The organism is Stenotrophomonas sp. P5_B8, assembly GCF_054049855.1.
Window position 1 is genome coordinate 1 of the sequence record NZ_JBFULO010000078.1, and the last position, 12862, is coordinate 12862.

The following is a 12862-nucleotide window of genomic DNA, read 5'->3' on the forward strand; positions in this document are numbered from 1 at the left end:
TGCCCGAAGATTCCCAGGAGCCGGCCAGCGGCCGGCACTACGTCATTGTCCGGGTTCATGGCGAGCCGGCCAGCAGCCGGCACCACCGGTTGGCGTCGCGTTGGCCCACTGCGGCATCATGGGCACATGAAGATCTATCTTGTTGGCGGCGCCGTGCGCGACCGCATGCTGCAACGCGCCCCCGGCGACCGCGACTGGGTCGTGGTCGGCGCTTCGCAGGCGCAGATGGAAGCACTGGGCTACAAGGCGGTCGGCCGCGATTTCCCGGTGTTCCTGCATCCGGACACCGGCGAGGAATACGCACTGGCACGCACCGAGCGCAAGTCCGGCCGCGGCTACCGCGGCTTCGTGGTCGATGCCGACCCGTCGGTGACGCTCGAAGACGACCTGCTGCGCCGCGACTTCACCATCAACGCGATCGCCTGCGACGAGGCCACCGGTACGGTGGTGGACCCGTATGGCGGCGTGCGCGATATCGAACAACGCGTGCTGCGTCATGTCGGCCCGGCCTTCGTCGAAGACCCGCTGCGGGTGCTGCGTGCGGCGCGCTTCATGGCCCGCTTCGCCCCGCTCGGCTTCACCGTCGCCCCGGAAACCCTGGACCTGATGCGCCAGATCGCCGACAGCGGTGAACTGGATGCGCTGGTCCCCGAACGCGTCTGGCAGGAACTGCGCCGCGCGCTCACCTGCGCCCAGCCCTCGGCCTTCCTGCGCACGCTGCACGACGCCAGCGCGCTGCGTGCGATCCTGCCCGAGCTGGACGCGCTGTACGGCGTCCCGCAACGGGCCGAGTTTCATCCCGAAGTGGATACCGGCGTGCACCAGGAAATGGTCAGCGACATGGCTGCCCGCCTCGCGCCGGGCGATGACCTGATCGGCTTCGCCGCGCTTACCCACGACCTCGGCAAGGGCCTGACCCCGCCGTCGGAATGGCCGCGCCACATCATGCACGAGCAGCGCGGCGTGGCCCCGCTGCGTGCCCTGTGTGACCGCCTGAAGGTACCGCTGGACCACCGCCAGCTGGCCGAAGCCGTGTGCCGGGACCATCTCAATGTGCACCGCATCGATGAACTGCGCGATGCCACCGTGCTGGAACTGCTGAGCCGGTGCGACGGCTTCCGCCGTCCGGAGCGCATCGCGCAGATCGCGCTGTGCTGCGAGGCGGACAAGCGCGGCCGGCTCGGCTTCGAGGACAGCGACTACCCGCAGGGTGCAACGCTCAACCGGTTGCACCAGGCTGCCTTGACGGTCCAAGCGCGCGACCTGGACTTGACCCATCTGAGGGGCCCGGCGGTGGGTGAGGCGTTGGCGAGGGCGCGTACACAGGCGATTGGCGCGTTGCGCTGATCGCTTCAACGGACAGGTGCGTGAGGATTCCATCTGCGATCCTCCCCCGCCCCTCTGCCGGATCACGCGCGGGGCGGTCCGTCGGGCGGAGGTCAGGCACATTGAAGCGCGCCGCGGTTACTGGGTAAGCTTGCGACGGGGCGGCTATGAGGGTGCTTCCTTCTACACTTCGAACTAGTGCCTTCGCTTTCCGCCCCACCTCTTTTCCTGCCGCCACGCATCCCACGGTAAGCCATGAACCCGATGCTGTTGCGGCGCAGATCCAAGGTCATCCTAAGCGCGGGACGCGAGCGCCAGCCGCTTGAGGTGGTCGCCACGCTGCAGAAAAACCTGGAAGCCCTCGGCTTCCAGATGTCGCCTTCGCTGTGCGAGCAGGTGGCCACGTTGTCGCTGACCCAGGTGGAGGCGTTTTACAAGCGCCTGATCCGCGCCTTGCGCGAGATGCTGGGCGCGCATCGGAATTACGCGCCGCTGTACCCGGACTTCCCGGCACAGATGATGCGCGCCAGCGATGCCGAACGGTACTGGAACGCGTATCTGCACTATCGCGGCCAGCTCGATCGCTTGGGCGAGGCCACGCCGCGACCGCCCCGGCAGGACGTGCCCAACTGGCGCGTGCTCGAGCTGGGCACACAGGACGAGGTGGATGCGCTGTTTGTGGCGCTTGCCGCCGCGCGTACGCCGTACTCCCCGGAAGACAGCGCCGATGTGCGCTGGTACGTGGCGCAGCATCGCGAGCGCGCGTTGTCGCTGCTTCCCGAGACACTTCCCTGCAAGGAGAACCTGGCCGTGGTCGTGGCCGCGCTGCTTGCCGATGAAGGCACGGCCGATCCGCGCGTCCTCGCCCTGGGCCGTCATGTGCGCACCGCCACCGATGTGCTGCGCATCGCCGTAGCGCTGGACGACGGCGACGTATCGCTGGCCACGCCCACCCGCTTCGGGCGCTACCGGCGTCCTTTGCGCCGTGCGCTGCTCAACTGGTTGGAGAAAATGCCCAACCGCCTGGAAGACCTGCAGCGCTGGACGCCGCGCTGGGTGCGCCTGGCCGAGCGCCTGCACCCTGGCGAACATGCCGCGCGGTTCCCGGGCACCGCCGCCGACTTCGCCCGGCTGCGCGCTGGGCAGCGCCTGCGTGGTTTCAACGCGCAGGTGGAATGCGCCCTGGCCGATGACGATATCGGCACCGCACTGGCGGTACTGCGCGCACGGCCGGGTGAACTGGCACGGCGACTGGACGCGCTCGCCCGGCGCAGCCACAACGTACAGGACGTGGTGGACACGTTCGCACAGGTGGCGGCCTCGGTGTCCACCCCGGTGCTACTGCAGGTGATGACCCACTTCCAGCACCGCGCGGCACCCCGCGGTCTGCGCGTCTTCCTGCCCAAGGGCCAGGTCGGCAAGCTGTACGCGATCCCCGATCGCCTTGTCCCACTCGATGCCGATCTCTGCGCGGCGCTGGCCCTGCGCTGCGAACAAGCATTGCTCGCCCGCTTCGCCGCGTTGCCGCCCCTGGGCGCCAGTTACATCGACCCGGCCTTGTCGCGCTACCTGGTGCCGTTCTCGCAACGCTCGGCATCCAAGGCATTGCGTACGCTGGTGCGCGGCAGCCGCGTGCCCCTGTCGGACGCCAACACCCTGCGCATGTTCTGCTGGTGGCGCAATGGGAAATCCCGCGTGGATATCGATCTGTCGGCCGCCATCTACGGCGAGGACGTTCAGTACATCGATACGTTGGCCTATTACAACCTGGCCACCTTCGGCGCCCATCACAGCGGCGACATCGTCGATGCGCCGCAGGGTGCGAGCGAGTTCATCGATATCGATATCGATCACTGCCGGGAGCGTGGCATCCGCTGGATCGTGATGTGCCTGAGCAGCTTCAGCGGCCAGGCGTACTGCGATCTGCCCGAGTGCTTCGCCGGCTGGATGGCGCGCACCGCGCCGGATTCAGGCGAGATCTATGAGCCCGGCACCGTGGTGGATCGGTTCGACCTGGCCTCGGACACCACCTTCTGCTTGCCGATCGCCTTCGACCTGGTGGAACGCCAGGCGCTGTGGCTGGACATCGGACTCACCAGCACGCCGCGATTTGCCGTCAACGTGGCCAACAACCTTGCCGGCGTGTCGCTGATGCTGCGTGCGATATCGTCACTGCCCAAGACCACCCTGCACACGTTGTTCGACCTGCATGTGCGCGCACGCGGACACAGGGTAAGCGCACCGGATCAGGCAGCAACCGTCTTCGCGGTCGATCAGGGCATTACCCCGACCGACCTGCCAAGAATCAGCGCCGAGTTCCTGTAACACTGCCCACTGCTGTCACCAGTCAAACCGCAGCCCGATATTCCCTTCGATCACCTTGCGTTCCTTGCGTGCGCTGCTTTCCAGGTCACGTGTGTAATCGGCCACCGCAAACGCGCTGACGTTGGCGTTGAAACGCGCCACCACGCCCACGCCCACTTCCAGCGCACGCGCATCCTGCTGGTTGAGGATGCGGTTGCTGTCGAAATCGATGCGGTCTTCGCCGTCCAGGGTCTGCCAGTAATTGAGCTTGATGTACGGCTGCCAGCCGTTGCCGGCGATGTCGTAGTCGGCAGCCAGGCGCAGGCCGACGCGTCCGGTCCAGGCGTTGTCGTTGTCAAAGCGCAGCGCGGACACCGCGTCGCCGGCATCATCCACCGACGTGCGCTGCCAGATCACCTGCAGCTGGGGTTCCAGCCACCACGCACTCTGCCCGAAGCGCAGCAGCGGCTTGCCCACTTCCAGCGAGGCGGTGGTGCCATCGCCGCGCACGTCGATGCCCAGCCCGCGCGAGGACGTTGCGTCGCCGTCGTATCGGCTCTGCATCACTACCGCGTCCAGGTAGCCACCGGCACTGCCGGCGCGGGTCCAGTACACGCCCACGTGTTTGTCATCCAGCCGCGTCCGGCCCACCGCGACGTTTTCCCAGCCGATCGCAAAACCGGTCACGTTGCCCTGCGCACGGGTGCGCCCGACAAACACGCCGAACTGGTCGCGGTGGGTGTCGGCCGCGTTGGCGTACAGGTCCAAGCCGGCCTGGATGCCCTGGATGTCGCCGTCGAAGCCGGGCTGCGCGTCGCCGTCCCACTGCTGTTCGTGGCTCTGCCCCACCAGCCGCGCCCAAGCCGCGCGCACGCCACCCTGCCCGGCCAGCAGACGCTGCTCGCCCTGGCGTTCGTGGAAAGTGCCCAGGCTGGCCAGGCTGGTCTCGCGCAGCAGCGGCGGCACCACCGAGTACAGGCCGGTCTCGAAGCGGTAGAGCGGAATGATGTCGCCCTGCGCAGGGCGCGCCCCGGGCGTGGGCGGCACCGCCAGCGGCCCGGGCACACCGGCCACCTCGGTGGGCACCGGCGGCGGGGTATCGATGCTGGGCGGCGCGACGTCGGCGGGGGCGGCCGGCTCGGGCGGCGGGGCCGGCTCGGCCGCAGTTGGGTTCGGATCATCCGGCGGGTTCACGTCCGGCGGTGGCGGCGCTGCGGGCGGCAGGTCGACCGGCGGCGTGCCGGTGCTCTCCGGTGGCGGCGGCGGTGTCGCCAGGATGCCGCCGGGCGCGGGCGACGGTGCGGGGGTGGCGGCGGCCACCAGGGTCGAGCGCAGGTACCAGTTCTCGGCAGTACCGCCGCTGACCCCGCCCTTGAACAGGAAGTACTCGTACGCCCCGGCGGCGACCGGGTTGTACAGCGCGAACGCGCTGGGCGCGGTAGTGGCGCCGTTGATCGCCTGCACCACCAGGATGCCGTCGGCCACGGTGGAGGCACCGCCGCCGCCGGCGTTGAGGATGCCCACGCCGGTGGTACCACTGGCGCTGCCGGTGGAGATCACCAGCTTGTCCGACGCCGAGCTGTCGTCGCCCAGCACGGTGTTGAGGTACAGCGCGCCGCCAGTGCCGACATAGTTGCCAACCACGGTGAAGGTATCGCCCACACCGCCACCGTTGCTCAGGTCGATGCGACCGGCGTTGGTGAGCGTGGCCAGCTGCCCGGCGACGAACGGGGCGACGCCGCCGTTGCTGCCACCGCCAAACACCGCGCTGGTGGCATCGATATCCAGGCGGCCGGTGCCACTGGCGCTGTCGCCCAGCAGCAGGGTGCCGTCGAAGGCCAGCTGGGTATCGTCGCGCAGCGCCACCTGCTCCCAGTTGGCAAAGCGCGCCACGCCGCTGGTTTTGACGTTGTCGAAACCGAGCACGTCATTGCCCGGCCCACCGTCGAACACCGGCAGTGCGCCCAGGTGGGCGTTATTGAGGTTGGTCAGCTGCGCGACGTCATTGCCTTCGCCGAAATCGATGGCCCCGTACACCACCCCGCCGCCGTTCCAGGTCAGGGTGTCGTTGCCGAAGCTCAGCCGGATTTCACCGCGCACGGTGCCGCCGGTGATGGTCACCGCGTCATCGCCGCCGCTGACGCTGATGTTGCCGCCGATGTACCCGTCGGACAGCACGATGGTGTCGCGCCCGAAGCCGGTGACCAGGTTGCCGTCGATGGTGCCGCCGGACATCAGGAAGGTGTTGTCGTCCAGCTTCATGTTCACCCGGCCGATGCGGCCGCCGGTCATTTCGGCATAGTCGCCATCGTCGAACGCCCCAACAATGCGGCCGCCGGTCATGCGGAAGCGGTCCAGCGCGTCGCCCTGCAGCAGCGCGCCGATGCTGCCACCGGTCATCAGGAAGGTGTCGATGCCCGAGCCCTGCACCACGGGGCCGGTCACGCTGCCGCCGCTGATTTGCAGAGTGTCCTCGCCATCGCCCTGGTCGACGCTGTCGATCACGCCGTCGCCGATCACCAGGGTGTCGTTGCCTGCGCCCTGCAGCACGCCGCCCTGGATGCTGCCGCCGAGCATGTCGATGCGGTCGTTGCCGGCACCGGACACGACGCCGCCGGTACTGCCGGCAATGGTGCCGCGGTTGATCAGGTAGGTGGCCCCATCGAGCTGCAGCGCGCGCCCCGCGTTGGCGATGATGCTGCCACTGTTGTCGATGACATGCCCGCTGCCGGCCTGCACGGTGATCGCGTTGCCGCTGGCGATACCGAGCTGCGCGTTGGCCAGCACGTTGATGGTCGTGTTCGATGCGCCACCGGCGGTGACGATCGGCACTGGATCCGGATTGGGCGCTGCGGTCGAGCAGGTCACCGTTTGGCCCTGACCGGGGGCGGGGTTGTCGCAGCCGGCCCACGCCGGCGCGGCCCCGGTCAGCAGGAGCGTGCCAAAGGCTCCCCGGCACCCCAGGCGCAGCCAGTGCGAAATGCGGTCGGCGAGCACGGTGCGTGCCGGCGAAACGGTCATGGAGCGCATACGCCTTTCCTGTTCTACAAGAGGGGTACGGCACCGGCCCAGTGGTTCTATGCAGACCGACGTCAGTACTTTTACCGTCGCGCCGTGATGAGGGGGGTAAAAGAATGTGATGCCACAGTTAGATTTTGAGGTAGATGCGTCGCGCGTCCAACGCCCACACCACGCCCCACCACACCGCCACGAACCCCACCGCACACAGCAGCGAGGCCAGTTTGGGGGCCGTCGGCAGCAGCGTCGACAGGGCCAGGTACAGCCACCCCCATGCGCCGCTGGCCATCAGCAGCAGCGCCATCGCCGACGAGCCAAGGTAAGCCGCAATGGCGTTGACGCCGAAGCGCCGGCCCAGCGCGGGCGCGCCCCAGCGATCAACCAGCAGGTGGGCCAGCAACAAGGCCGTCACCGACAGCCCGCCGGTCCACAGCACGAAACTGGGGGTCCACAGCTGCTTGTTGAGGGGCAGCCACAGGGCCGCCACGCCGCCCAGGAGCAGGCATGCCGCTGCCAGCACCGCCAGCCCGCCCACCTGCCCTGTGCGCAGCCACGCGCCCGCACGCAGGCCCAGCACCGTCGTGGCGACCGCGCCCAGGCTGCTCAGCAGCCCTTCGGGGTCGTGGCCGAGCCCGGTCAGCGGGTCGTACTTGTAGAGCAGCGGCGCGAACAACGCAGTATCCAGGCGGCTGGCCGGGTTGACCAACGGGGCCAGCGAATCGGCCCCCAGCAGGAGCGCGGTGTACGCCAGCAGCAGTCCGACCAGCACCGCCCATTGCGTGCGGGCGCGCGTCTGGATGGCCAGCAGTCCGACCACCGCCACGCACAGCGCGATCCGCTGCAGCACGCCCCACAGCCGGTAGGCCGGCAGGTCCATCAACCACCAGGCCAGCAGGTGCAGCAGCGCACCGGCCAGCGCGATGCGCAGCGCACGCTGCAGCAGGCCACTGCGCAGGGCCGGACGCAGCGTCTGCTGGCCCGCGCGCGGTGCCAGGCTGAAGGCCATCGACACGCCGGCAATGAACAGGAACAGCGGAAAAATCAGGTCGGTCGGGGTAAAACCATGCCAATCGGCGTGCAGCAGCGGCGCGTACACATGGCCCCAGTCGCCGGGGTTGTTGACCAGCAGCATCGCGGCCACGGTCAGCCCGCGCAGGGCGTCGATCGAGCCCATGCGCGGCGCGGCGGCAGCGCTCATGCGTCCTCGCGCTGGCCGGCGATCCAGGTGCTGCGCACCTGCAGCGCGTCGTCCAGCAGCACCAGGTCGGCCTGGTAGCCTTCGGCGATCTCGCCCAGTCRGTCGTCCAGGTTGAGGAACTGCGCCGGATAGCGCGAGGCCATGCGCGCCGCTTCGTCCAGCGGCAGGCCGAGCAGCTGCACCGCATTGCGCACGGCAGTGGCCATGTCCAGTGCCGATCCGGCCAACGAGCCGGCCGCGTTGCGCACCACCCCATCCACGGCGGTGATCACCTCGCCATACAGTTCGTAGCTTGGGCTGTCCGCGCCCACCGGCGGCATCGCGTCGGTGACCAGCATGACCTTGCCGCGCGGCTTGGCCGCCAGCGCCACGCGCAGGCTGGCCGGATGCACGTGCACCCCATCGGCAATGATCCCGATCCAGCTGTCGCGGTCTTCCAGCGCCGCGCCCACCGCACCCGGCTCGCGCCCGGTCAACGGCGACATCGCGTTGTACAGATGGGTGAAGCCACGGATGCCGGCATCCAGCCCGGCGCGTGCTTCTTCGTAACTCGCTGCGGTGTGCCCCGCGGCGACGATCACGCCGCGTTCGACCAGCGCGCGGATGCTCTCCAGCGGCACCCGCTCGGGCGCCAGCGTGAGCAGGGTGACGCCGTTGTCGAGCGAGGCCGCCAGCGCGATCTCCTCGGCATCGGGCACGCGGAACGTGTTGGCGTCGTGGGTGCCCTTGCGCGCAGGGGCGATGTACGGGCCCTCCAGATGGATGCCGAGCACGCCCGGCACGCCCTGCGCGATGGCCGAACGGGTCGCGTCGATCGCGCGGCGCATCACCTGCACGTCGTCGCTGATCAGCGTCGGCAGCAGCCCGGTGGTGCCGAAGCGGCGGTGCGCGGCGGCAAGCCGGCGCAGGCTCTCCACGTCCGGCGTGTTGTTGAACAGCACACCGCCGCCGCCATTGACCTGGGCGTCGATGAAGCCGGGCAGCAGCCAGCCGCCGCCGAGGTCCACCTGTTCGTCGGCGGTGCCCAGCTGCGGGGCGGCATCGGAGACCAGCGCGGTGATGCGGCCGGCTTCGATCACTACCGCCAGGTCATCGCGGAATTCGTCGCCGGCCAGGATGCGGGCGTTGCGCAGCACGGTTTTCATCAGACGGTTTCCGTCACCTTGTTCAGATGCGGCGGCAGGTCCGGGTTGTGCCCGCGGCGCAGCGCCAGTGCATTGATTGCGCGATAGAACGCCTGCACGTGCAGCAGCGGCGCGCAGGCCGGATGTGGAGCCGCCGGCAGCGGTAGATCGCCGTCGGCATCGGAGAGCCACACCTGCGCATCGCGTGCAGCGAATTCCTTCAGTACTGCGCGGGTACCGGCGCCGGTTTCATCGGGCTGGGCGAAGGCCAGCACCGGGAAGCCCGGACCCACCAGCGCCATCGGGCCGTGCTTCACTTCGGCCGAGCTGTAGGCTTCGGCATGCAGGCCACAGGTTTCCTTGAATTTGAGTGCGGCTTCCTGCGCCGCGCCCAGGCCCAGTCCGCGGCCGAGCACGAACAGATTGTGTGCCGGGACCAGCCCCTCGGTAAGTGCGGACCAGTCGCTGTTCCAGGCCTGGCGCAGCGCGTCTGGCAGCGTGCGCAGCGCGGCGATCAGCGCCGCATCCTGGCTCCAGTAGGCCACCAGCTGCAGGATCGCCGAGAGCGAGGCCAGGTAGCTTTTGGTTGCCGCGACGCTGCGCTCGGCGCCGGCCCCGAGCGGGATCACGGTGTCGGCCAGCTGCGCCAGCGGCGAGTCCTCGACATTGACCAGCGCCACCACGCGCGCACCGGCCGCACGCGCGGCCTCGGCGTTGCGCAGCAGGTCCGGGCTCTTGCCCGACTGGGAAATCACGATGTACAGCGCACCGCGCAGTTTCAGCGGCGCTTCGTAGACCGAGCCCACCGATGGCGAGGCCGACGCGGTGACCAGGCCCAGCGTGGTTTCCAGCAGGTACTTGGCGTAGGTGGCGGCGTGGTCCGAGCTGCCCCGCGCGCAGGTCACCACGAACGGCGGTGGTGCCGCGCGCAGGCTGGCGGCCAGGGTTTCCACCGCAGCCTGGTTGCGCGCGAACTGCGCGGCAATCACATCGGCCGCTTCGGCGGCTTCGCGGTACATCAGGGTGTCGTGGGGGGCAGGCAGGGACATGCGGGACTCAGGTGGTTTCAGGAGAAGGAGGGCGCGCGCCCTGCGGGCGCATCGGCGCGGTGGAACCGCGCACCACCAGCTGCGGCACGAAGCCCTGGTTCTGCAGCTGCAGCGGTGCGTCGTCGTAGGCATCGCTGCGCAGCTGCGCGATCAGCAGGCGCGCGGCATGCCGGGCGATGTCTTCGGTGGCCTGCTTGGCGGTGGTCAGCGGTGGCCACGACTGGCGCGAAAACGGGCTGTCCTCGAAACCGGCGATGGACAGGTCGTAGGGCACGTTCATCCCCGCCGACTTGGCGGCGGCCAGCACGCCGGCCGCGATTTCATCGTTGGAACCGAAGATCGCCGTCGGCGGCTCGCGCAGCGCCAGCAGCCGACGCGCGCCACGGAAACCATCGTCGAAGGTGTAATCGCCCTGCACCACCAGGTGCTTGTCGATGCTCATGCCGTAGTCGCGCAGCGCCGCTTCATAGCCGGCATAGCGCTCGCCGCTGGAGCGGTGCGAGCTGCCGCCCCAGAGGAAACCGATGCGCAGGTGGCCGAGTTGGATCAGGTGCTCGGTGATTTCATACGCGGCCTCGCGGTCATCGACGAACACGCACGCACCGTCTTCGGGATCGGCGGTGGCGGCGATGATCCGCACCAGCTTGATGCCGCGCGCGGTCAGTGCCGCGACCAGATCGGCGCGTTCGGACATCGGCGCGGTCAGCACCAGCCCGGCCAACCGTGAACGCTGCACCCAGTCGGCCAGTTCCTCAGCCAGCATCGGCGAGCTTGAATCGCAGGGATGGATCTGCAGTCCGAACCCGGTTTCGCGGCAGGCTGCCAACACGCCATTCTGCACGCCGATGATGTGGTACGGGTTGGGGTTGTCGTAGACCAGACCGACCACCAGCGTGGTGCCGGTGCGCAGGTTGCGCGCGGCCGGATCGGGCTCGTAATCCAGTTCGGCGATGGCCCGCAGTACCCGCGCGCGGGTGGCCTGCATGACCGAGGGTTCATTGTTGATGACGCGCGAGACCGTCTTCAGCGACACCTTGGCCCGTTCGGCAACATCCTTGATGGTCGCTCTGCGCATGCTCTTTTCCTGCGGGTCCCGTTGGACGTCCATGATCGCCGATCACTGCCCGTCGCGGGAAAGCCCCACCCGGTGCCCGCGCACCGAGTAGAACAGGATGTAGAGGTAGCACGGCACCATCAGCCCGGCGAACACCCACTGGAAGTCAAAATGCTGCTTGAGCACCGCAAACGCCTGGGGAATGATCGCCCCGCCGGCGATGGCCATCACCAGCAGCGCCGAGCCGGTTTCGGTGAAGCGCCCCAGGCCACGGATCGCCAACGGGAAGATCGCCGGCCACATCATCGCGTTGGCAAAGCCCAGCGCGGCGACGAAACCGACCGACACATAGCCATGGGAGAGCAGCGCGCCGATGCAGAACAGCACGCCCAGGATGGCCGAGATGCTCAGGTAGCGCGACTGCGAGACCCGGTGCGGGATCAGCGCCAGGCCGGCCAGGTAGCCCAGCAGCATGGCGCCCAGGGTGATCGAGGTGAACATCTTGGTCTGGTCCAGCGGCAGGTTGAAGCTGTGCCCGTAGGTCCCGATGGCATCGCCGGCCATCACTTCCACGCCGACGTAGACGAACAGGCACAGCACGCCCAGCCACAGGTGCGGGAACTGGAAGATGCTGGTGCGCTCGGCCACACCGGGCGCGCGCGCCGGAGTGGCATTGGCCTCGGCGGTCTTCAGTTCCGGCAGCGGCGAGAACAGCACGCCCACCGCCAGCACCACCAGCAGCCCGGCCATGGCCATGTAAGGCAGCTGGATCTTGGCGGCGAAGGTATCCAGCAGCACCGTCTTGGTGGCTGCGTCGGCCACCTTCACCTGCGCATCCAGGTCACCGATGCCGTGCAGCACCAGCGTGCCGATCAGCACCGGCGCCAGCATGCCGGCGATCTTGTTGCAGATGCCCATCAGCGCGATGCGCCGGGCAGCGGTCTCGATCGGGCCGAGAATGCTGATGTACGGATTGACCGCCGTCTGCAGCAGGGCCAGCCCGCTGCCGATGATGAACAGGCCGCTGAGCGCGCCCGGGTACCAGCGCTGCTGGGCGAAGTGCGCAAACACCACCGCACCGGCGGCCATCACCAGCAGGCTCAGGCTCAGGCCCTTCTTCATGCCGGTGCGCTTGAGGATCCACGAGGCCGGCAGCGCCAGGAAGAAGTAGGACAGGTAGAACACCATCAGCACCAGGAAGGCGCCGACCTCGTCCAGCTCGAAGGCCAGTTTGACGAAGGTGATCAGCGGCCCGTTGAGCCAGGTGAAGAAGCCGATCAGGAAGAACAGCACGCCGATGATCAGGATCGAAGTGAGCACGCTTGAACGCGCGGAGGCAGCAGGCACGGCAGACATCAAGAGAGCTCCTGCATCGACGGCGCGGGGCGGCGTCGGAAGAGTGGCTGGGAACAACGTTGTCACATTTATTCGTCGGGGCGATCGGGTTTGTCAACAAGCGGTTTTTGCCCAACCTGCCGAAGCGGTCGTGCTGCACCTGCGCAGATCGCATGCCCCGCCACGCTTGGCGGTGCGCCATGCGGTCATTCCCGCTCGGTTGCAAAAACATGACGGCCGTTGGCTGAAAACGTTTTCCCAGAGGGGCGCCCGTTGCGGCGCAACATCGAAAGTGTGAGGTTATCGTTGACATCGTTGTCAGAACGATTACAGACTCCCCCTCAATCGCCAGGCCTTATCGCTGGACCTGCGCACATCCAAGGGAGTCCGTGTGACCGCAGCTGCCCACTCCGTCCAGGCCCATGACCTGCCCGCCACGGTGCCGCCCTTCCTG

At 68.4% G+C, this 12862-nt stretch carries 8 protein-coding genes; 2 read left to right on the forward strand and 6 right to left on the reverse strand.

The features are described from left to right. Nucleotides 1-126: 126 nt before the first annotated feature. Together ACXJKH_RS06645 and ACXJKH_RS06650 are read left to right on the forward strand one after the other, a co-directional pair. Nucleotides 127-1347, forward strand: a complete 1221-nt coding sequence (locus tag ACXJKH_RS06645) for a multifunctional CCA addition/repair protein (protein WP_457318819.1) — start codon at nt 127-129, stop codon at nt 1345-1347. 234 nt (nt 1348-1581) lie between these two features. Then, nucleotides 1582-3651, forward strand: coding sequence for a TerD family protein (locus ACXJKH_RS06650; protein ID WP_457318821.1), 2070 nt, complete (start codon nt 1582-1584; stop codon nt 3649-3651). A gap of 15 nt (nt 3652-3666) precedes the next feature. On the opposite strand, the gene ACXJKH_RS06655 is transcribed toward ACXJKH_RS06650, so the two are convergent. From ACXJKH_RS06655 to ACXJKH_RS06680, 6 genes are all read right to left on the reverse strand, one after another. Continuing rightward, entirely contained in the window at nt 3667-6660 is a 2994-nt protein-coding gene (locus ACXJKH_RS06655; RefSeq protein WP_256777074.1) for an autotransporter family protein, read from the reverse strand. A gap of 118 nt (nt 6661-6778) precedes the next feature. Then, nucleotides 6779-7846: an acyltransferase family protein gene (locus tag ACXJKH_RS06660; protein ID WP_457318824.1), complete on the reverse strand. Its 1068-nt coding sequence runs from the start codon at nt 7844-7846 to the stop codon at nt 6779-6781. Then, nucleotides 7843-8991: an N-acetylglucosamine-6-phosphate deacetylase gene (gene nagA, locus ACXJKH_RS06665; RefSeq protein ID WP_457318826.1), complete on the reverse strand. Its 1149-nt coding sequence runs from the start codon at nt 8989-8991 to the stop codon at nt 7843-7845. The genes ACXJKH_RS06660 and nagA overlap by 4 nt, the downstream gene beginning before the upstream one ends. Continuing rightward, the gene (locus tag ACXJKH_RS06670) at nt 8991-10019 is read right to left on the reverse strand and encodes an SIS domain-containing protein (RefSeq protein ID WP_457318828.1); all 1029 of its coding nucleotides are present in this window, start codon (nt 10017-10019) and stop codon (nt 8991-8993) included. The genes nagA and ACXJKH_RS06670 overlap by 1 nt, the downstream gene beginning before the upstream one ends. A 7-nt stretch (nt 10020-10026) precedes the next feature. Continuing rightward, nucleotides 10027-11094 carry a LacI family DNA-binding transcriptional regulator gene (locus tag ACXJKH_RS06675; RefSeq protein ID WP_256777080.1) on the reverse strand — a complete coding sequence of 356 codons (1068 nt, stop codon included), beginning with the start codon at nt 11092-11094 and terminating at the stop codon, nt 10027-10029. Between the two features lie 42 nt (nt 11095-11136). Further along, a complete protein-coding gene (locus ACXJKH_RS06680; RefSeq protein WP_457318831.1) occupies nt 11137-12429 on the reverse strand; it encodes a sugar MFS transporter in 1293 nt (430 codons plus the stop codon). Between the last annotated feature and the right edge of the window lie 433 nt (nt 12430-12862).